The sequence below is a fragment of the Nocardia sichangensis genome (assembly GCF_047200615.1).
GTDB lineage: Bacteria > Actinomycetota > Actinomycetes > Mycobacteriales > Mycobacteriaceae > Nocardia > Nocardia sichangensis.
Genome location: NZ_JBJZOK010000001.1, coordinates 441,478 through 461,715, shown reverse-complemented (window position 1 = coordinate 461,715; position 20,238 = coordinate 441,478). Strand labels below are relative to the sequence as shown.

The following is a 20,238-nucleotide window of genomic DNA, read 5'->3' as shown; positions in this document are numbered from 1 at the left end:
CCTTCGGGGTATTTATTGATACGAAACGTCGAGTCGGGTAGTAACCGCGCGACTTTTCGAGAAGGCCGGTACGGTAGCGGCGCCGGTTGCCGCCAACCGGCTGGACGATGATCATGAAAGGCCCCCCGAGATGCGTCATCCCGGGGCAGAATTGGGATGCTGAGCATGGGTAACGTCCGCGCTACGGAGGCATCGCGGTCTGGTCTTTTTCGGGTACGGTGGTCTTGTTACTGGAGTGACAAGAGTGAAGAGTGGGCGACATGGACGTGTGGGGATCCCGCCGCTTTCGTGTTCGCGGCGCAATGGCACTCATGGGGGTGGCGGCGCTCGCGCTCGGGATCGGGTCGTGCGGGATACACGAGAAGCAGAATGAAGCGGAAGCGGTCGTAGAGCGCTTCACGGACCTGCTCGACGATCAGGACTACACCAAGGCGGCAGACCTGACGTCGTACCCCATCGCGGCCACAGCAACTCTGAAGCAAATGTTCGAGGGGTTGCACGGCGCCAAGGTCGACTACCGCAAGACCCAGTTCATCGGCCTGGACGCGCAGTCGGCGATCTTCAGCATGGACGTCGAGTGGAGCTTCGGCGAGCGCAAGACCTGGAATTACAGTCTCGAAGGCAACGTGCGCAAGCTCGCCATCGGCTGGCGGATCTCCTGGGAGCCCGCGGTCGTGATGCCGCAGCTGGCGCACAACCGGACGGTGCGGCTGGTGCGCACCTATCCGACGCCGGCGCCGCGGGTCAACGACATCGCCGGTGAACCGCTGATGACCGAGCAGACCATCAACGTCGTCAAGCTCGATCCCGCCAAGATGCCCGACCCGGTCGCGTCGACCGACGCGCTGGCCAAAGCCATCGAGCCGGTCGCGCCGCTGATCACCGGGCCTGCGCTGATGCAGCAGCTGGCCACCTCGCAGGGCAAGCCGATCATCGCGGTGAACTTGCGCGAGGGGGACTTCGCGATCCTGGAGCCGCGGATGGCGCCGATACCCGGCGTGGTGATGGAGAAGCAGCCACGGCTGATCTCCGCCGACCGCCGGGTCTGGTCGCCGATGCTGGACGCGCTGCGCAAGGTGCAGCAGGAGAGTCAGGAAGCGCATTCCGGTTGGGGCGTGCAGCTGTTCGAGCAGGATGGGCGGTTCATCACGCAACTCGCCGGTCAGCAGGGTCCGCCGGGACCGGACATCGCGGGCACGATGGACCAGCGCTTGCAACGTGCCGCCGAGGACGCGGTGGTCAGCGTGCCCACGCAGGCCTCGATCGTGGCGATCCAGCCGTCCACGGGGGCGGTGGTGGCGGTCGCGCAGAACAGCCAGGCCAGTGAGCACGGCTCGGTGGCGTTCACCGGACTGTATCCGGTGGGCGGCAACATGGACCTGTTCCGCGCCGTCGCGGCGTCGGCGAAGAACAAGGCGCCGCAAGATGTCTCGGTGCAGGACGCGGCCGAGGCGGCGACCGCGCTCGGCGTCGGCATCGACTTCAAGGTGCCCGGCCTCGACGAGGTGACCGGTCGTCTGGCCATCGCGGGGCGCAGCGCCGAGCAGGTGCTCCAAGGCGGTGGTTCGGACGCCGTCCTGGCCAGCCCGTACGGCATGGCCATCGCCGCGGCCGCGATCGCGCGCGGGGCCGTGCCGCCGCCGATGATCGAGGCCGGACGCCCGAGCGCCACCGACGCCCGGCTCGACCCGCTGCCGCCGCAGACCGCCGACCGGCTGCGCGGCATGCTGCGCGACGCCACGAACGCCCCGGAACTGGCGAGCGTGCGCCGCTACCGCGACGTCGCCGCGTTCGCCGCGACCGCGGGTCCGGACGGGTGGCTGATCGGGTCGATGGGCGATCTGGTCTTCGCGATCCACATCAACGACGTGGACAGCAAGGACGCGACCGCGCGGATGGCGGCCAGAATGTTGCAGGCGCTGGCGACTCCGGAGCCGTGATCACCGCACGGCTTTGTACACCGCGCGCCAGCCGAGCAGGAACACCGCGAGCACCACACCGGCGACCAGCACGAAGCTGACCGCTGTGCCCTGACCGCTGACCACGCGCAGCAGCATGCCCCCGACCAAGGTGCACGTCCAGATCACGACTCCGGCGGGCCACAGCGGGGTGATGTCGAAGCGCGCGTCGCCCGCGGCGGCGCGCCACCGGAGCGCCACGACCAGCCAGCCGACGACCAATCCCGTCGCGAACGGCCACACGGTGCGCAGCAGCCCGGCGAGCACCGCTTCGTCGTGGCTGCGCCTGCCGATCGCGCAGAAGACGACGACGAGCAGCGCATCGACCACGAAGGGCACCAGTTTCCTCACGCGGGCCAGCGTAACGGCAGCCAGGACGCGGCTTCCGTCACAGCCGCCGCTGCTCGAACTCCTTCTCGAACTCCGCGTCGTCGGCCTGCGGCCTACGGAACAGGAACAGGAACACGATCCACCCTGCGATAGCCACCAGGATGAAGCTCACCATCCGATAGACGAACGCCGCGGCTACCGCCTGCGCGGCGGACAGACCCGCGGCGGCGGTGAGGCCGTAGATCAGCGTCGCGTCGACGTAGACGATGCCGCCCGGCGCGAACGGAATGGACCCGACAGCCTTGCCCACGGCGAACGCGAGCAGCAGACCGGCGATGCGCGGATCGGCGCCGACCGCGTAACAGGCCGCGCCAAGGCAGGCCACGTCGGCGAAACGATGCACCAGCGCCCAGAGCGTGACCAAGACGCCGTCGCGCTTGCCGAGCTCGACCGACTCCAGCTGACCGAGCATGTCCTCGATCTTGGCGGCGCCGTGCTCGGGCGGGCGTTTGCGCAGCCGGTTGACCAGCGCCAGCAGGTTGCGCAGCAACGCGTCGAGCGAACCGGGATTGCGTGAGACATGATTGCCCGCCCACACCAGCGCGACGACGGCGGCCAGCGAGAGGATCAGCTTCAGCGGGCCGATCTGCCCGCCCGCCAGCAGCGTGCCGCCGACGCCGAGCAGCGCCAGCCCCACCGCGGCCACCACGCCGGAGAACACCAGCTGCCAGGAGGCGACGACCGGACTGGCGCCCCAGCGTCTGGTCTGCCGGTAGGTGAACGTGGTGGAGAACACCTGGCCCGCCGGCAGGGTCACCGACATCGCCGTCGCACCGTAGACCACGGCGACGGACTTCCGCTGACTCACCGCGACGCCACCCGCGTTGAGCAACTGCTTCTGCACCCGGCCGAATCCACTCATCGACAGCGCCTGCAGCCAGATAGCGGCCGCCAGCCAACCCCAGTGGATCTCGGTGAGCTTGCGCCAGGACTCGTGTAGCCGCGGCCAGAGGTACACGCCCTCGGCGATCAGCAGGGCCAGCAGAGCGGCGCCGAGCACCCATTTCAACCAGCGGAATCTGCCACGGCGGGAACCCGCCGTGGGCGGCGGCGCAGGATCGTCTGCTCGTTCCCCGTCGGCCGTCACGCGGTCAGCCTAACGAACGCGCCGTTTCGACATCGGTATCGTCGGGCGCGTCGGCCCGTTCTCGTGGCCAGGCCAAAAGCGTTTTCCTGCGTCTGCCGCGCAGCTGTACCTCGTCGCCGGTTTCCCACTGGTCCTGCTCGCTCTCCTCGGCGAAATACAGCGCGCTGCCCGAGGCCAGCGTCCGGCCGGGACGTTCTTTGGCCAGCTCGGTGAGCCGGGATGCCTCGTTGACCGGATCCCCGATCACCGTGTACTCGAAGCGGTTGGCCGCGCCGATGTTCCCCGCGACGGCCAGTCCCGCCGAAACACCGATGCCGATGTCCAGGCCGGGAACTTCCCGCAGGGTCTCGCGCAATTCGCGCGCGGCGGCGAGCGCGGCGGTCGGCGCGTCCGGGCGGTCCAGCGGCGCGCCGAAGATGGCCAGCGCCGCGTCGCCGACGAATTTGTTGACGAAGCCGTGGTGGCGGTCGATCACATCGACCACGATGCGGAAGAACTCGTTGAGCAGGCTCACCACCTCGGTGGGCGGCCGCTCGGCCGCGGTGGCGGTGGACCCGACCATGTCGACGAACAGCACCGCGACGAACCGGGTCTCGCCGCCGAGTTCGGTGCCGTAGTCCAGCGCCCGCTGCGCCACCTCTTCGCCGACGTGCTGACCGAACAGTTCCTGCAGCTGACGGCGCTTGGCCGCCTCCTCCATCATCCGGTTGAAGCCGACCTGCAACAGGCCGATCTCACTGCCGTCGAAGACCTCGACCTGCACGTCCCGCGCCCCGGCCTGGACCCGGTCGATGGCCTGGCTGAGCTGGCGCACCGGGTCGGAGATGCTCGAACCGGTGAGCATGGACAGCGCGAGCGCCTGCATGATCACCACGCCGCACAGCAGCAGGATGGAGATGGCCAGCGACTGGGCGGAGAACTTCACGTCCGAGGAGATCTGGGTCACGCACAACAGCACGATGGCGATGGTGGGGGCGAAGGTGCCCATACCCCAGGTCATCCCCATCCTGGTGCCGACGCCGGGGGTGAGGGTGTGGTCGAAGGTGCCCTCGGTCAGAGCTTGGGCCGCCACCGGGCGCAGGATGCGCTCACCCAGCATGTAGGTGAAGCCGAACACGATGGTCGCGGCCATGCACTCGGTGACGATGACCGCGCCCGCCAGCGCGGGAGTGTCCCTGATGATCAGCGCGGCCAGCACGGCTCCGCCGATCAGCCACAGCGCGAGGTGCAGGATCGCCTGGCGCAGCGGTGCGTGCAGCGCGGCCATCTGCTCCTGGCGGCTCGGCGGTCCGCCGCGCATCTGCCAGCGCATCACCGGGCGCAGCATCAGCGCGGACGCGGCCATGCTGAGCAGGCCACCCGCCACGAAGACGACGGCCGGAATCAGCAGGCCGGTGCTCCTGGCACCGGTTGGCTCGCCCTCGGGGACGGGTAGTCCGTACTGGATGAAGGCCCACACCAGAACCGCGCCGAAAGCGTTCGCCAGCAGCATCGATGTCAGGTACAGCGGCCAGCGCGTTCGCATGGTCTGTTTGACCGCTTCCAGAGGCGCCGACACGGGGTCCAATCTAGCGTTCCGGTCCCGTCGGCCTGTCCGCGGCGCTGACCGCCGGTGAAGGCCGACAGGCTACGGCCGGGCCGATTAGGCGTACCTCCGCCTTCGCTCCGGCCATGCGCGGGCGAAGGACGGACTACGTCCGACAGCACCCGTTAGGCGTACCTCCGCCTTCGCTCCGGCCATGCGCGAGCTGAAGACGGACTACGTCCGACAGCACCCATTAGGCGTACTTCCGCCTTCGCTCCGGCCATGCGCGAGCGGAAGACGGACTACGTCCGACAGCACCCGTTAGGCTCACGGAGGTGACCGACCCGAAGCCAAGTCCAGAGCGGAAAATCACGCTGTCGCGGCCCGCGGCGGAGACGGTGCACCCGATCGTCCGGGTATCGGCGGAGTGGGGCTGGCGGCTGCTGGTGCTGTTCGCGCTGGGGCTCGCGGTCACGGCGATCGTGCAGAAATTGGCGACCGTGGTCATCCCGCTGGCCATCGCGCTGCTCGCGGCGGCGTTGCTCGCGCCGCTGGTGGACTGGATGCAGCGATTGGGCGTGCCGCGCTCGGTGGGTGTCTTCGTCGCGCTGGTCGGGTCGATCGGCGTGGTCGCGGGCATCATGACCTTCGTCGTGGAACAGTTCGTCGCCGGTGTGCCGCAGCTGTCGAACAAGTTCACCGACAGCATCCACCAGATCCAGGACTGGCTGATCAACGGCAGGCTGCATCTGAGCAACGAGCAGATCCGCAACGTGGGCGACGCCATCGTCAAGGCGATCCAGTCCAATCAGGACAGTCTGACCAGCGGGGCGCTCACCACCGCCACTGTGATCGGCGAATTGCTGACCGGCACCTTCCTGACGCTGTTCATCCTGATCTTCTTCCTCTACGGCGGCGATCAGATCTGGGAGTTCGTCACCAGGATCGTGCCCACCGACCATCGCGAGCGGGTCCGCACCGCCGGGCGGCTCGGGTTCGGCACGCTGGTCGGGTTCGTCCGCGCGACGGTCGTGGTCGCGGCGGTGGACGCCATCGGCATCGGCGCCGGTCTGGCCATTCTCGGTGTGCCTTTGGCGTTGCCGCTGGCCTCGCTGGTGTTCATCGGCGCGTTCATCCCGATCATCGGCGCGTTCCTGGCCGGATTCATCGCGGTGTTCATCGCGCTGGTGACCAAAGGGCTGGTCACCGCCCTGATCGTGCTCGGCATCATCATCGCCGTGATGCAGCTCGAGGGCCATGTGCTGCAACCGCTGCTGCTGGGGCGGGCGGTCAGTATCCACCCGCTGGCCGTGGTGCTGGCGATCACGGCGGGCGTGGTGATCGGCGGGATCGCGGGCGGTCTGCTGGCGGTGCCGTTCGTGGCCGTGATGAACACGGCGATCCGGTCGTTGCTGGAAGGCCCCGAGGAACTGTACGGGGAGCTGCAGACCGGCGAGGACCATCACGGGCTGTATTCGGCCGAACCGGATCGGCCCGAGCCCGGCCGGTTCGACGTGGCCGCGACGCTGATCGAGGCGACCAAGAAGCAGGCCACGGAGTCGGCGCAGCGGAAGGCGGAGTCCGATGACGGCGCGCAAGCCGGCGACGGCACGACGAAGGGCTGAGCTGCGCTCGGCCGACGTGGCGACCACACCGCTGTGGCGGGCCGCGCAGGCGTTGCGGCTGGTCACGCTGCTGTACGCGGTCGGCCAGCAGATCGCTTCGGTGCCGTACTACACGAACCAGCGGTTGAGCTGGGTGCTCATCGCGTTGATGGCGGTGTGGTCGGGCGCTTCGGCGATCATGCTGTCGCAGTGGCATTTCCCCGAGGTGGCGCGGCTGCGCACTTGTGTGGTGATCGGCGATCACGTGGTCGTGATCGGGCTGATGGCCGCGACCCGACTGGTCGCCGACTACGACTGGTATCACGGGCACCAGACGCTGCCCACCACGCTGTGGGCCACCAACGCCGTGATCGGCGCGGCGATCCTGCGCGGACCGTTCGCGGGCGTGCTGTCCGGAGCCTTGATCGCCGCGGTGTCGCTGACGGTGCGCGATCAGTGGGGTGAGGACGTGTGGGCGGACGCGACGGTGCCGGTGCTCGTCTCGGTGGGTCTCGCACTCGGCTTGGCCGCCAACACCGCGCGCCGCGCCCAGGACCAGCTGGAGCAGGCCGTGCGCCTGACCGCGGCGGCCGAGGAGCGAGAACGGCTGTCGCGCGAGGTGCACGACGGCGTGTTGCAGGTGCTCAGCTACATCAAGCGCCGGGGCAGCGAAATCGGCGGACCCACGGAGGAATTGGCCCTGCGCGCCGGTGAACAGGAGGTGGCGCTGCGCGTGCTGATCACCGAGCAGGCCGATCACCGGGACGCGGGCGGAGCCGAGGTCGACCTGCGGCCACTGCTGACCGCGCAGTCCACGCCGACGGTGTCGGTGTCCACGCCCGGCGATCCGGTGCGGGTCGGCCGCTGGATGGCGAACGAGATCACCTCTGCCGTGGCCACGGCGTTGTCCAATGTGGAGCTGCACGCCGGGCCGGATGCGAGAGCATATGTGTTGCTGGAGGACACCGGCGACGAAGTGGTGATCAGCGTGCGCGACGACGGCGTAGGCATCCCGCCAGGAAGGCTGGCCGAGGCGGAAGCCGAAGGGCGCATGGGAGTTTCCCGGTCCATCGTGGGGCGGATCGCGGCACTCGGCGGCAGTGCGGACCTGCTCACCGAGATCGATGGCGGGGTCGGATTCGGCACCGAATGGGAATTCCGGGTGCCCAGATGAGCGAGCGTCGGCGAGGCGCGGGCATGAGCGAAGGCGGAGGCGCTGATGGCGGACCAGACGGCCGGTTCCATTTCGGTGATGGTGGTGGACGACCACCCGATGTGGCGGGACGGTGTCTCCCGCGATCTCTCCGAAGCCGGATTCCGGGTGACGGCCACGGCCGACGGTGTCGCCGCGGCGAGCAGGCGCGCCGGGGCGGTGCGGCCGGACGTGGTGCTGATGGACATGCAGCTGGCCGACGGCAACGGGGCACAGGCGACGGCCGAGGTGCTGCGGGTGTCGCCGCAGAGCCGGGTGCTGGTGCTCTCGGCATCAGCCGAGCGTGACGACGTGCTCGACGCCATCAAGGCGGGCGCCTCGGGTTACCTGGTCAAGAGCGCGTCGGCGGCCGAGCTCATCGACGCGGTGCGCGCCACCGCGGCCGGCCAAGCGGTGTTCACACCGGGGCTGGCCGGACTCGTGCTCGGCGAGTACCGGCGGATGGCGACCACGCCCGTGCGCCCCGACGAGCCGCACCGGCCCGCGCTGACCGAGCGCGAGACCGAGGTGCTGCGGATGGTGGCGAAAGGGCTGTCCGCCAAGCAGATCGCGACGCGGCTGGGACTGAGTCACCGCACCGTGGAGAACCATGTGCAGGCGACGTTACGCAAACTCCAGCTGGCGAACCGGGTCGAATTGACTCGGTACGCCATCGAACAGGGGCTCGAGTAGTCCGGAAGGTGCTCTCGAATCAGGGATCGCCCTGATGCGGTCGTGGCCGTCCGCTGGGTAACCTCGATCGCATGGGTGGGCCCGAATCGGTATCGAATGTGGTCGGCTCCGGCGGCGCGGTGGGCGACCGGGAACTGCGCGTGTCGGACGCCGAGCGGGAACACGTCGGTCAGCTGCTACAGCGCGCGGTCGGCCTCGGCATGCTCTCGCTCGGTGAGTTCACCGAGCGGATGGACACCGCGCTGGCCGCCAAGACCCGCGGCGAATTGAACGCCGTCCTCATCGATCTGCCCGGCGTCCGCCTGGTGGGGCAGCCAGCCGCGCCGCCGTCGACGTTCGTGAACTCCTCGCCCGCCTTCACCAGGCAGGCGTCCGGCTCGAACGGCGCGAGCAACGTGATCCGTTCGCGGTTGTCCGGGGTGAGCCGCCGCGGCCCGTGGCAGGTGCCGCCCACCCTGTATCTGAACAACTGGCTGTCCGGGGTCACCTTGGACTTCACCGAGGCGATCATGTCGACCCAGGTGGTCGAGCTGCGGGTCGACGACTTCGCCGGTTCGATCAATCTGATCGTGCCCGCGGAGGCCACCGTCGACCTGAACGGGCTGGAGCTGATCGGTTCCAGCGTGAACAACAAGGTCCGCACCGGGCCGCCGCTGGGCGCCCTGCACCTGGTGGTGCTCGGCAAGATCCGATTCGGCTCGGTCACCGCGAAGCATCCGTTCATGGCGCAGTGGCGCCGGTTGATGGGGCGCTGAGCGGCTGGTCAGCCCGCCGTGGGAGTCAGGTCGAGCGTCGGGTAGTCGGTGTAGCCTTCCGCGCCGCCCACGTACATCAGATGCGCGTCGCGCACCGGGTTGAGTGGTGCGCCGGTGCGCAGCCGCTCGACCAGATCGGGGTTGGCCAGGAAGGAACGGCCCAGCGAGATGGCGTCCGCACCGCCTGCGAGCAGGCGCTGCGCGGCTTCCCGGCCGCCGTCCTCGGGCAGCGGGACGCCCCAGCCCAGATTCGGGTTGGCGATGAGGGCCCCCGGCCACAGCGCCCGAACCCGTTGGAACAGGGGCTGTTCGGAGTCGGCGAAGACGTAGTGCAGGTAGGCGAGGCCCTTGCCGGCCAGCGCCGAGACGAGTGCGGGGTAGATGTCCTCGGTGTCGCCCTCATCGATGCCGTTGACGGACACTCCGGGGGAGATCCGCACGCCGACGCGCTCGGCGCCGATCGCGTCGGCGATCGCCTCGACCACCGCCACGGTGAATCGGATGCGGTTGGCCACCGACCCGCCGTAGGAGTCGGTGCGCTGGTTGGTGTTCTGCGCCAGGAATTGGTGCAGCAGGTAGCCGTTCGCGCTGTGCACCTCGACTCCGGCGAATCCCGCCGCGATCGCGTTTTCCGCCGCGGACGCGAAATCGGCGATGGTGGCCTCGATATCGGCGGTGGTCATCTCCAGCGGGACGACGGCATCCTGCGCGCCGCTAGGAGTGTGGATGGGCTCGGGCAACGGAACCGGCGAGGGCGCGACCGGGTGCAGCCCGCTGTTGTCCGGATGGCCGACCCGGCCGCCGTGCTGGAGTTGCAGGAACATTCGCCCGCCCGCCGCCGCGACGGCGCCGGTCACCGCTCGCCAGCCCGCCACATGCGCGTCGGTGTAGATGCCGGGAATGTCGGCGTAGGTCTGACCCACCTGGTTCGGCGTGGTCGCCTCGGCGATGATCAGGCCGGCGCTCGCGCGCTGTGCGTAGTAGGTCGCCATGATCTGGGACGGCGTGCCGTCGGCCGCGGCGCGGTTACGGGTCATCGGCGCCATCACCAGGCGGTGCGGCAGCGCGAGGGAGCCGAGGGTCGTGGGCTGGAAGAGATCGGAAGCCGCTGCGTTCGTCATGTTGGTACGGTAAAACTTGACATCAATGTGAGATTCAAGCCCGAAGGCGAAAGGCCAGGTGAGGATGCGAATCGGGGAACTCGCCGAGCGCACCGGCGTGAGCGAACGGTCGCTGCGCTATTACGAGGAGCAGGGCATGCTGGCCTCCGACCGCACGAGCGGCGGTCACCGCGACTATCCGGAGCGCGCGGTGGACCGGGTCATCCACATCCAAGAGTTGCTCGCGGCGGGACTCACCAGCAAGAAGATCGCGCGAATCCTGCCCTGCATGCGCGATGCGGACGGCGGTCCCAACGAGTACGCCACGCCCGCGCTGGTCGACGAGCTGCACACCGAGCGCGAACGGATCACCCGCACCATCAATGATCTCCTGCGCTCGCGCGAGGTGCTGGACGAGGTGATCGAACGAGCCGGGGAACGACCGGCGGGCTAGGTGTTGACCCCGATCCGGCGGGCGAACGCGCGCAGCGGCACCTTGCGGTCGTGGTCGAGCAGTTCGGACACGATGTGGCGCGGTAGCGACTGGTATTTCAGCCAGTCCGCGCCGCCCACCCGTTCCGCGGTCAGCAAGGCGTCCAGCGCGCGCTGGTGCCGGCCGGTGCGGGTCAGCGCGACCGCCGTGTCGGCGAGGTGCCGCGCCCGGGATGCCTGCGGGAGACTGCCGTTGACCGGCATGTCCTTGGCCGCGGCCAGCGCCTCCGGGTAGCGCTCGGAGGAGATGTTGACATCGACCGTCTGCATGACGACCTGGGAAGGGCCGAAATAGGTCTCGTAGTCCTGCCGGTCCGTGCCGATCCGCAGGGCCACCTCGCTCGCCGCTTCCACCAGGGACAAGGCGTCGTGCACGTCCTGGGCCCGGCCCGCCGCGGTCGCGCCCTGCAACACCAGCGAGCCGTAGGCGGACAGATGCGTTGGCGTGACGTCGCCGGAGGGCTCCAGGGTCGCGGCCGCGTTCAGCGCCACGCCGCGTGACTCGTCGTAGCGGCCCTGCACCAGCAACTGCCAGGCCACCGAACCGCGGATGGTGGCCAGCAGTAGGGGATCGTTGCCCAGCTCGGCGGCGGCGAGCGCCTGCCGGATGGCCAGGAACGCCGGATCGGTCTGGCCGAGATGCACCAGCGTGCATCCGGTTACCCAGTACATCCGGGCCAGCAACTCGTTGGCGGGTGCGACCGAACCGTTGCGCGCGGCGTGCACGGTGGCGCGCAGCTGGGTCAATCCCGGCGGAAGGATCGAGGTCAGCAGCTCGTAGCGGCCCGACCAGTAAGCGCCCCAAGCATATTCGACCGAGCGCCGGCCGTCGTCGAGGCTGACCGCCTCCTCTTCCCTTGTCTCGCCGAGCAGGTCGTCTACCGGCGTCAGCGCGCGGCGGATGGCCACGATGCCCGCGTCCGGATTGGTGGACGGCACGCCTTGGCGCTTGCCGATCAGATCGGCGATATCCACGTCCAAGGCGCGCGCGATCTTCTGCAAGCTGGCGATGGAGGCGGTTTGGCGGCCACCCTGCTCGAGTTTGCGCACCAGATCCACGCTGACACCCGCCTGATCGGCGAGCTGGCGCTGCGTGAGCGCCTTCCCGCGGAACTGGCGGATCCGAACTCCGATCGACGATTCGTCCATACCCAAGTCCTTTTGTTAAATCTGGGTTTCAGAGTACGACGCTATGTTATCTGGGACTACCGAAGTGGGACATTGCGTACGACTCGTTCGCTGCTGGTTGGAATACCGTTGCCTTTCTGCAACTTTGAATGCAAAGGGCGGCGGCAATGAAAACCATGCCGAAGAACACCTTGCAGGCCGGGCGCGCCGATCGCGCGTGGCGGCCTGGTGCACAGACCACGCGACCGGCGCGCCACCGCGCGATTCGACCGCTACGCCAGGTCAGCGCTCTGCCCGCGAACGCCGGAACACGGATGCGCGACCAGCGCGGGTTGCTACCCCGAAAGCCTCTCGTTTCGACCGAATTCGGCTACTGCGATGCGGAGTAAAGCGATGTTCGAGGGCTGTCACGACCCCCAGGAAGTCGCGCATCTGCTGCGGCATACCTACGGGCTTCCGGTTCAGTTGCTGGCCGGACGCCCGACGATAACCACCGGCTCCATCATGGGCGCGATCGTCATGCCGCCGGAACTGGGTCGCAAGGTGCTCGTCCAATTGGACCGCAACCACACCGCACCCGTCATCGCCGATCCGGGCGAGCGCACATGGACCTTTCTCGTCACGCCCCCGAGCCCAGCTCGGCCGGTCGAGGTCGCGGTCCGGCGCTGTCTCGCCGGTCACGGGGTCACCGTGGTCCCCGGCGGTCGCATCATCCTGCTCCCCAGCTCCGACTCGGCACTGGGCTGGCACTGGGCGGGCGAACCGGCGCCGGGCGTCCTGCGCATGCCGCCGCGCACCGCGGTGATCGAGGCCGTGCACGAGGTCGTCGGGTTGCGCACCTACTGACCACTCGGCGCGACCGGTCCTCATCCGACTGCCCTGGGTGAGGGCCGGTCGGGCGGGTAGAACCCGCCTGTCTACCAGGGGTAACTACTCATGCTCGCGCGCGTCGCGGTGACCAGCATGAAGTCATGACTACCTCCATCGATCCGGCGTTGCTCGCGCGTCTCTCCGGCGAGTTCACGACGCTGGGGACGCAGTTGGGCGTGCTCGGCCGGGATCTGCGTGTGCTACATGAGCAGGTCGTCGCGGATGCGGGCGTCCCGGTGCGTCCGGCCTCATCCGACACGCCGGGTGTGCCCGGGAACGAGGTACCGCGCGGGGCAGCGTCCGGCGAGGCGCGCGATTCGATTGCGCAACCGCCGGTATACGGCGAGACCGGCGGACAGGCGTTCGGCGATGCCTCGGAACCCGGTGCGCCCGCACGCCCGGTCGCGGGGTCGTCGAGTGGAATCGGAGGGTCTGTCAGCGGTGGGTTCGCTGGGTCGTCGTCGCGTGCGACGGATGCCCACGCCAGCGGTGGGTTCGCTGGGTCGTCGCGTGCGACGGATGCCGACGCCAGCGGTGGGTTCGCTGGGTCGTCGTCGCGTGCGACGGATGCCCACGCCAGCGGTGGGTTCGCTGGGTCGTCGTCGCGTGCGGCCGATCCCCTTGCCAGCGGCGAGTTCGCGGGAGCGGGGTACGCGGCGTCCGGTGCGATACCACCGATTACGCCGCCCTGGCCGGGACAATCGTCGGTGGCCGGTGTGCCGGTTCCCCCTCCGCAGCCCACATACGTTCCGCGTTTCGCCCCACCGCCCGGCGGTGCGTGGGGTGGCGCTCAGTGGCCGCCCAACGCGCGGGGACCGATGCCAGGGGCGGTGCCGCCTCGCCCGCCTGTCCCACCGCGCGCGACGCCACCGGTGCCGCATACGCCGTGGTGGCAACGTGACGGGGTGATCAGCCGGCTCTTGGCGCTGGCGGGTGTCGCGGTGACGTTGATCGGCGTCGCGATGCTCCTAGTTCTGGCTGCCCAGGCGGGATTCTTCGGGCCGGTGCCGAGAGTGATTGCGGGAGCGGCTCTCTCGGCTGTGCTGTTGGCTGCGGGAGTACGAGTCTTCCAGCGGACCGGAGGGCGGGTCGGCGGTATCGCACTGGCGGCCACCGGCATCGCGGGCGCCTATCTCGATGTCGTCGCGGTGACCGCCATCTACCACTGGCTGCATCCGGTACTCGGGCTCGCCGTCGCTTTCGGTGTCGCCACCGCGGGCGTCGGTTTGGCGATGCGGTGGCGCACGCAGCCACTCGCGGTCCTGGTGGTGCTCGCCGCGGCGGCGCTGTCTCCGGTGGTGACCACGCGGGTGGTACTGCTCGCGTTCCTGATCGTGTTGCAATTGGTCTGCGTGCCGGTGCAATTGACGCGGAACTGGCCATATCTGCACGTGGCGCGCACATTGCCTGCCGTACTGGCGACGTTTGGGTTCGTCGCGGGTGCGGTTCTCGGAACTCCCGCCGCTGGAGTGCGCACCTGGGTGCTCGTGGCCGCGGTGGCGGTCGCGTTGGTCGGAATCACCGGGACGATCGTCGTCGTCCGGCACCGGCCCGCCGATCTCACCGCCTCGCTGACGATGGCGGCAGCGCTCGTGCCGATGCTGCTCGCCCCGGGGATGTATTCCGAACGGCACATCGCGGTGTCGGTAGCGTCGATCGCCGCCGCGGTGCTCTTGCTCGTCGCCGCGGTGAGCATGGCGCCGAAAGTGAACGAGTTGGTACGGATCCCGGGGCACACGGCCCTCGTGGCCGCCGTCGCGGGCTCGATCGCTGCGCTCGAGGCATGTGTCGGCGTTACCGAGACGCGGACCTTGCCCACGGCTCTGCTGCTGGTGGCGTTGGTCTTCCTCGGCGTCGCGGGCCAGCGGACGTCCCGCCCGGCGGCGGGCCTCGGCGCGGCGTTCGCGGTGCTCGGCGGCTTGGCGCTGCTGAGTGTCGCGAGCCCGGAAGTGCTTGCCTCGCCAAATCTTTCGGAGGCGAACCTCGGCGTGGCGACCTTGCTCGGCGCGACGCTGGCCCTCGCGGTGATCGCGGTGGCGATGTGGTGCGCGCGGCGATTGCCCGGACCTGCCGCGGGCAGCGCGTGGCCATGGATCGCCGCGAGCGTGGCCGGACTCTACGCGGTGACCACGACGACGGTCTCCCTCGGCGTCGTGACCGGAACGCCGAACGGGTTCCTCCTCGGCCACAGCGCCGCGACCATCCTCTGGATGGCAGCCGCGACCAGCGCCCTCCTGTTCGGACTTCGCACACTCGCCGACGCACCCGCGGTCGCCAAACTCGCCTTGGGTTCCGGTTTACTGGTCACGGCAGCCGCACTGGCCAAACTGTTCCTCTTCGACCTGGCCACCTTGGACGGCTTGGTCCGCGTCGTCGCCTTCCTCGTAGTCGGCATTCTGCTGCTCTTGGCAGGTACCCGCTATGCGCGCGCCTTCGCCGACGCGGGAACGGGGAACGCACCTGATGGCACCGCAACGACTGTCACGAAGCGAACGGAGGAGCCCGACGACTCCGGTCGAGCGAGCTGACTTACCCGCGACCCGGTCGCGGTGGCCCAGACCGTCGCCACGCTCACCGGGAACGCACTCAAAGCGAGAGGTCGCTGCGCGATCGCTTGCGCCGCGTGAGCGAGATCGGCACCGCGTTCGCCGCCGAACAGTGGTCTGCGAACGGGCCGGGTGCCGCGCGGCTACGAACAGGCGAACGCGTGCTCGACCGCCTTCGTGCTCTGCTCGCAGGACAGTTCGGTCGGCAGGCCTGGCCGATGGTGCTACGCAACGCGCTGAGCGGGAACCGCTGGGCCATGGTGGATTTCAACGACTACGGCGCGGCGGCTTCGCGTCAGCGGTGGCGTCGGCTCACTCGCGGTCGCGGCGGCGCAGCAGTTCGTTCACACTCACCGTGCGGCCGTCGCCGCCGTGGTGCCTGCCCTCCTCGGGGGCCCGGCCGATGTGGCGGCGGGAGGAGCGCAGTTCGGCCATCCAGCTCTCGATGCTGCTGCGGTTGGTGGTGTCCGGTCCGTTGTACGGCTCCGCGGGGGCCTCGGGTTCGGGTGCGCGGTGCGCGGGGACGTCGGAAGCGGCCGGAGCATCGGGCGGCAGGTGGTGCGGCGGACCGGGCGCGTCGGGGCGCTGTTGTGCGAGATCGACGGTGTGTTCCTGCGAGATGCCCGACAGCGGGCGTGGTTCCGGTGCGTGGGTCGGGCGCGGGGCGGGTGGCGTGATCGGTGAGACGGCGGGTCGCGGGCTGTGCTCGGGCAGGGTCACCGACGGCACACCGGCGTGCGATGCGTTCGGGTCCTGCGACAGGCCGGTGGGCGGCGCCGGTCGCGGCGGGTGCATGGGCGGTGCCGGCGGCCGTTGCTCCGCCTGGCCGGGCGAGCGAGGATCGTTCGGAACCTGCGAAATCCGCCGCGGGCGAATCGGTTCGCCCTGCGGGGGTGTGGGATTCCGTGGTGGTTCCGTGCGTGGCCTGGCCGGATCGAGCGGCGGCGGCGCGGGGGTCGGGTGCGGTGCGGGCGACGGCGGTACCCGGTCCAGCCGCCTGGTCGGCGCCTCGGCCTCGATCTCGGCGACCGTGCGCGGCTTGCGCCTGCGCGGCACCTTGTTGGCGGCGGTGACGGCGGGGATCTGCATGGTCACCGGATCGGTGATCGGCGTGGTCTTCACCAGGTCGACGACATCGCTACCGCCGACGCGCTCGTCATCGAGGATCGGCTCACCGAGCCCGACCTTCTCCTGCACCTTCTTCATCCAGGCAGGCGCCCACCAGCAGTCGTCGCCAAGGAGCTTCATGGTGGCCGGGACCAGCAGCATGCGCAGCACGGTCGCGTCGATGAACAGCGCGGCGATCATGCCGTAGGCGATGTACTGCATCATCACCAGGTCGGAGAAGGCGAACGCACCGGTGACGACGAGCAGGATCAGCGCGGCCGCGGTGATGATCCGGCCGGTCTGCGCGGTACCGATCCGCACCGCCTCGGTGGTGCTCGCGCCTTGGGCGCGCGCCTCGACCATGCGCGACATCAGGAAGACTTCGTAGTCGGTCGACAGGCCGTAGATGATTGCGATGATGAGCACCAGCACGGGCGACATGATCGGCTGCGGAGTGAAATTCAACAGTCCCGCGCCGTGGCCGTCGATGAAGATCCAGGTGAGGATGCCGAGCGTGGATCCGAGACCGAGGGCGCTCATCAGCGCGGCCTTGATCGGCAGCACCAGCGAGCCGAAGGTCAGGAACATCAGCAGCGTCGTCACGAACAAGACGAGCGCGATCATCAAAGGCATCCGGCCCAGCAGCGCGTTGATGCTGTCCTTCTGGATCGTCGGCTGACCGCCCACGAGCATGGTGACGCCGTCGGGCAACGGCAGCGAGCGGAGGTAATCGATGGTCGGATCGGCGTCCTGCGAATTGGTCAGCGTGACGGACGTGTTGTAGATGGTCTTGTCGTTGGGAGCCGTGCTGGGCGGATAAGCGAATTCGCCGGCCAGCCCGGGCGCTTTGCTCGCCTCCTTCACCACCTTGGCTACCTGGGGAGCGAGGCTGGGATCGTCGACTACGAAAACCAGTTCGATCGGATCCGATTTGCGCAGCGGAAAGATCGTGTCGAACTCTTTCTGCGCCAAGCGGGTCGGATTGTCCGGCGGCAGATACCGCTCGTTGATACCACCGAAGCTCAGATTCTTGACCGGGATGATCAGCAGCAGCAAGAGGATGCAGAGCGGGATCGCGATCTTGAGCGGATGCTTCATCACCCAGCGGGTGGAGCGCCCCCAGATACCGTTCTCCACCTCATCGGCGGTCTTGGTCTGGCGGAACCGCTTGAGGCCGAGCAGGTCGACCCGCTTGCCCAGCACCGACAGCATGGCGGGCAACACGGTGATCGAGGTCAGCGCCGCGAGGGTGACCGTCGCGATGGCGCCGTAGGCCACCGATTTCAGGAAGCCCTGCGGAAACAGCAGCATGCCGCCGAGGCTGGCGACGATCATCGTGGCGGAGAACACCACGGTGCGACCCGAGGTCATCACCGTTCGGCGGACGGCGGTCCTGGTGTCGTATCCCTCGGCGAGTTCCTCGCGGAAACGACTCACTATGAACAAGCCGTAGTCGATGGCCAGGCCCAAGCCGATCATCGAGACGACCGGCGAGACGAACGAATTCACCTCGGTGAACTCGGTGATGAACCGCACGATGCCCCATGCGCCGATCACGGTGAGACCACCGACGATCAGCGGCAATCCGGCGGCGACGATGCCGCCGAAGACGAAGAACAGCAGGACGGCCACCGCCGGGATGGCGAGGATCTCCATGCGCTTCTGGTCGTCGGCCATGGTGTCGTTCAGCGTGCCCGCCACGGCCTGCAGACCCGTCACCTGCACATCCACCCCGGGGATGAAGAAAACGTTCTTCACCTTCCGGTAGTTGCGCACCATCTCGGTGTCGTTGTCGCCCTTGATGGCGATGGAGGCGAAGGCGTACTTCTTGTCCTTGGAGCCGAAAACGGAGGCCTGGACCGGAATGTTCGCGCTGTTCCGCCAGTAGACACCGTTGATCTGGGTGATCTCGTCGGGATGCTCCCGGGGGAGACTTCCCAGATTCTCGAGGATCTTGCCGCTGAATTCCGGATCGTCGATGGTCTTGCCGTCCGGCGCCGTGTACAACACGATGACGTCGGATTTGTGATCCCGTTCGAAGGCACCGTCTTTGATTCGCGCCGCGCGCGCCGACTCCGAGGTCGGATCATCCCACCCGCTGGAGCTGAGGTGGTCCTCCAACCCGAGGCCGTAGCCACCGAGAGCCAGAAGACCGGCCACGACCACGCCGATGACGGCGAATCGCAGCCGGTATACCAGATCGCCCCAGCGTGTGAACACTAAGCGACTCCTTGGGCGGGGCGAGAGGTGAGCAGTGCCGACAGCGGCCGGAACGGCTGCAGCCAGGCACCCTCGTCGGGCAGCGAGTCGAGGCTCACCCGGGGCAGCGGTTCACGGAACACGCCCGGAATGTCCTCGAGGTCGATGAATTCGAGAGTATCGGATGTGACGGCCCAACTCGCGTGCTCGCGGAAGCCGAGCACCTGAACCGGCACTCCTTTGGCGGCGAGCGCCTCCAGCGGTTCGCGGAACGCCTGGCCGTCGGCGGAGGCGACCATGATGCCCGCCAAGCCCGCGCCGCGGCTGCGTAAGGCGATGTGCGCCAGCATGTCGGCGTCGACGTCGGAGTCCTCGTCGATCTTCGGTTTGGCGAAGACCGCGTAGCCGACGTTGCGCAGCGCCTCCACCCAGGGCCGCACGACGTCGGCGGTGCCGGGCGCGATGTTGGTGAAAACGGTGGCCTCGGGTTCCACCCGATGCACCGCGCCCACCGACAGTTCCGCGGTCCGGGCCAGCAGCCAGCGGCCGAGCGCGTCGAACCGCGGGCGGTAGGCGGCGGTCGGACGACCGCCAAGAATGGCGCCGAGGCCCATGTCGAGGTTCGGGGCGTCCCACACCAACAGGACGCGGCGCACGTCCGGCCCCGAGCTGCCCAGACCTTCCGCTCCGCCGCCGTGCACCTCCCCGGCAACATCGACCACTTCGTGGGCCATTTCACTGACGCTCATCGGTCGATCTTCCCCCATATGAGCTCCGTGATGGCGCTACCGGCGCGATGTGCCTTGCCCTCGAATTTCGTGACGGGCCGCTCGAAACCGATCGGCGCGGTGGCGCGATGCTCCGCGCTGACACCGCCCGTCGCCTCGTTGAGACCCGAGAGCAGGGGCTCCGCCATGCCGACCGCGTGGATGTGCTCTGCGTAGCCCGCGTGGTCGGTGGCGACGTGCAGCACACCGCCCGGCTTCAGGCGGTTGGCGATCAGCGCGACCGTCGCGGGTTGCAGCAGCCGCCGCTTGTGATGGCGCGCCTTCGGCCACGGGTCGGGGAAGAACACCCGGACGCCGGTCAGCGACTCCTCGGCAATCATGTTTTCCAGTACGTCGACCGCGTCGCCGCGCAGCAGGCGGATGTTCTCGATCCCTTCGCGCTCGACGCGCTGCACCAACTGCGCCAGGCCGGGCTGATACACCTCGATGCCGATCAGGTTCAGGTGCGGTTCGGCCTGCGCCATGACGGCCGTCGCGGTGCCCGTGCCACAGCCGATCTCGATGACCAGCGGAGCGTCGCGACCGAACCAGGCGGCGGCGTCCAGCGGCTCGTCGGCGACCTCGCGGCCGATCGAGGGCCACATCCGGTCCCAGGATTGCTGCTGGGTGGCGGTCAGCGCGCCCCTGCGCGACCGGAAGCTGGTGACTCGTGGGTACAGGCGGGAGCCGGTCTTGTGCCTGGGCCCGCCCTCGGCCGGAGCCGAAGCTGTGGACGGCGGGCCCGGAACTGACTCGGCAGTATGGTTCGCGGCGTCGTTCACGGCGTCCATTGTCCAGCATCCGGCGATCAGTGCGGCAAGCGGT

The 20,238-nt window shown here is 68.8% G+C and carries 16 protein-coding genes; 8 read left to right on the top strand and 8 right to left on the bottom strand.

The window, feature by feature from the left end:
- Positions 1-260 precede the first annotated feature (260 nt).
- A complete protein-coding gene (locus ACL03I_RS02410; RefSeq protein ID WP_355071315.1) occupies positions 261-1,940 on the top strand; it encodes an NTF2-like N-terminal transpeptidase domain-containing protein in 1,680 nt (559 codons plus the stop codon).
- Here the strand turns inward: ACL03I_RS02410 and ACL03I_RS02405 are convergent, their stop codons facing one another.
- From ACL03I_RS02405 to ACL03I_RS02395, 3 genes are read right to left on the bottom strand one after another with little or no spacing between them, the layout of a single operon-like run.
- Positions 1,941-2,309, bottom strand: coding sequence for a DUF3054 domain-containing protein (locus ACL03I_RS02405; protein WP_355071317.1), 369 nt, complete (start codon positions 2,307-2,309; stop codon positions 1,941-1,943). It abuts the gene before it with no gap.
- A gap of 37 nt (positions 2,310-2,346) precedes the next feature.
- Entirely contained in the window at positions 2,347-3,435 is a 1,089-nt protein-coding gene (locus ACL03I_RS02400) for a lysylphosphatidylglycerol synthase transmembrane domain-containing protein (protein ID WP_355071319.1), read from the bottom strand.
- Between the two features lie 4 nt (positions 3,436-3,439).
- Positions 3,440-4,960, bottom strand: a complete 1,521-nt coding sequence (locus ACL03I_RS02395) for an adenylate/guanylate cyclase domain-containing protein (protein ID WP_355072083.1) — start codon at positions 4,958-4,960, stop codon at positions 3,440-3,442.
- A gap of 335 nt (positions 4,961-5,295) precedes the next feature.
- On the opposite strand from ACL03I_RS02395, the gene ACL03I_RS02390 reads away from it, so the two are divergent.
- The 4 genes from ACL03I_RS02390 (at position 5,296) to ACL03I_RS02375 (ending at position 9,204) form a co-directional block, all read left to right on the top strand.
- Positions 5,296-6,585 carry an AI-2E family transporter gene (locus tag ACL03I_RS02390; RefSeq protein ID WP_397276210.1) on the top strand — a complete coding sequence of 430 codons (1,290 nt, stop codon included), beginning with the start codon at positions 5,296-5,298 and terminating at the stop codon, positions 6,583-6,585.
- On the top strand, positions 6,545-7,738 hold the full coding sequence (gene macS, locus ACL03I_RS02385; RefSeq protein ID WP_412805057.1) for a MacS family sensor histidine kinase: 1,194 nt from the start codon (positions 6,545-6,547) through the stop codon (positions 7,736-7,738). Before ACL03I_RS02390 ends, macS begins: the two co-directional genes overlap by 41 nt.
- Positions 7,739-7,783: 45 nt before the next feature.
- Positions 7,784-8,449 carry a response regulator transcription factor gene (locus ACL03I_RS02380; protein WP_355071323.1) on the top strand — a complete coding sequence of 222 codons (666 nt, stop codon included), beginning with the start codon at positions 7,784-7,786 and terminating at the stop codon, positions 8,447-8,449.
- 119 nt (positions 8,450-8,568) lie between these two features.
- A complete protein-coding gene (locus ACL03I_RS02375) occupies positions 8,569-9,204 on the top strand; it encodes a DUF1707 SHOCT-like domain-containing protein (RefSeq protein WP_355072087.1) in 636 nt (211 codons plus the stop codon).
- A gap of 8 nt (positions 9,205-9,212) precedes the next feature.
- Here ACL03I_RS02375 and ACL03I_RS02370 read toward each other — a convergent pair whose 3' ends face one another.
- Positions 9,213-10,325: an alkene reductase gene (locus ACL03I_RS02370; protein WP_412805056.1), complete on the bottom strand. Its 1,113-nt coding sequence runs from the start codon at positions 10,323-10,325 to the stop codon at positions 9,213-9,215.
- 64 nt (positions 10,326-10,389) lie between these two features.
- Here ACL03I_RS02370 and ACL03I_RS02365 point away from each other — a divergent pair, with 64 nt between their 5' ends.
- Positions 10,390-10,758: a MerR family transcriptional regulator gene (locus ACL03I_RS02365; RefSeq protein ID WP_355072089.1), complete on the top strand. Its 369-nt coding sequence runs from the start codon at positions 10,390-10,392 to the stop codon at positions 10,756-10,758.
- On the opposite strand, the gene ACL03I_RS02360 is transcribed toward ACL03I_RS02365, so the two are convergent.
- Positions 10,755-11,945: a helix-turn-helix domain-containing protein gene (locus ACL03I_RS02360; protein ID WP_355071325.1), complete on the bottom strand. Its 1,191-nt coding sequence runs from the start codon at positions 11,943-11,945 to the stop codon at positions 10,755-10,757. The genes ACL03I_RS02365 and ACL03I_RS02360 overlap by 4 nt on opposite strands.
- Positions 11,946-12,302: 357 nt before the next feature.
- Here ACL03I_RS02360 and ACL03I_RS02355 point away from each other — a divergent pair, with 357 nt between their 5' ends.
- Both ACL03I_RS02355 and ACL03I_RS02350 read left to right on the top strand, forming a co-directional pair.
- A complete protein-coding gene (locus tag ACL03I_RS02355; RefSeq protein WP_355071326.1) occupies positions 12,303-12,770 on the top strand; it encodes a hypothetical protein in 468 nt (155 codons plus the stop codon).
- A gap of 929 nt (positions 12,771-13,699) precedes the next feature.
- Positions 13,700-15,322: a DUF2339 domain-containing protein gene (locus tag ACL03I_RS02350; protein ID WP_412805055.1), complete on the top strand. Its 1,623-nt coding sequence runs from the start codon at positions 13,700-13,702 to the stop codon at positions 15,320-15,322.
- 330 nt (positions 15,323-15,652) lie between these two features.
- On the opposite strand, the gene ACL03I_RS02345 is transcribed toward ACL03I_RS02350, so the two are convergent.
- Genes ACL03I_RS02345 through trmB form a run of 3 tightly spaced genes read right to left on the bottom strand, consistent with a single transcriptional unit; the run spans position 15,653 to position 20,204 of the window.
- Positions 15,653-18,667: an MMPL family transporter gene (locus ACL03I_RS02345; protein WP_412805054.1), complete on the bottom strand. Its 3,015-nt coding sequence runs from the start codon at positions 18,665-18,667 to the stop codon at positions 15,653-15,655.
- Positions 18,667-19,395 carry an NYN domain-containing protein gene (locus tag ACL03I_RS02340; protein WP_195044044.1) on the bottom strand — a complete coding sequence of 243 codons (729 nt, stop codon included), beginning with the start codon at positions 19,393-19,395 and terminating at the stop codon, positions 18,667-18,669. Before ACL03I_RS02340 ends, ACL03I_RS02345 begins: the two co-directional genes overlap by 1 nt.
- Positions 19,392-20,204 carry a tRNA (guanosine(46)-N7)-methyltransferase TrmB gene (gene trmB, locus ACL03I_RS02335; RefSeq protein ID WP_355071330.1) on the bottom strand — a complete coding sequence of 271 codons (813 nt, stop codon included), beginning with the start codon at positions 20,202-20,204 and terminating at the stop codon, positions 19,392-19,394. Before trmB ends, ACL03I_RS02340 begins: the two co-directional genes overlap by 4 nt.
- Between the last annotated feature and the right edge of the window lie 34 nt (positions 20,205-20,238).

Coding starts and splice junctions, on each gene's coding strand:
- ACL03I_RS02360 (WP_355071325.1), bottom strand. CDS start 11,945: ATGGACGAATCGTCGATCGGAGTTCGGATCCGCCAGTTCCGCGGGAAG.
- ACL03I_RS02380 (WP_355071323.1), top strand. CDS start 7,784: ATGGCGGACCAGACGGCCGGTTCCATTTCGGTGATGGTGGTGGACGAC.
- ACL03I_RS02365 (WP_355072089.1), top strand. CDS start 10,390: ATGCGAATCGGGGAACTCGCCGAGCGCACCGGCGTGAGCGAACGGTCG.
- macS (WP_412805057.1), top strand. CDS start 6,545: ATGACGGCGCGCAAGCCGGCGACGGCACGACGAAGGGCTGAGCTGCGC.
- ACL03I_RS02340 (WP_195044044.1), bottom strand. CDS start 19,395: ATGAGCGTCAGTGAAATGGCCCACGAAGTGGTCGATGTTGCCGGGGAG.
- trmB (WP_355071330.1), bottom strand. CDS start 20,204: ATGGACGCCGTGAACGACGCCGCGAACCATACTGCCGAGTCAGTTCCG.
- ACL03I_RS02370 (WP_412805056.1), bottom strand. CDS start 10,325: ATGACGAACGCAGCGGCTTCCGATCTCTTCCAGCCCACGACCCTCGGC.
- ACL03I_RS02395 (WP_355072083.1), bottom strand. CDS start 4,960: ATGCGAACGCGCTGGCCGCTGTACCTGACATCGATGCTGCTGGCGAAC.
- ACL03I_RS02355 (WP_355071326.1), top strand. CDS start 12,303: ATGCGGAGTAAAGCGATGTTCGAGGGCTGTCACGACCCCCAGGAAGTC.
- ACL03I_RS02410 (WP_355071315.1), top strand. CDS start 261: ATGGACGTGTGGGGATCCCGCCGCTTTCGTGTTCGCGGCGCAATGGCA.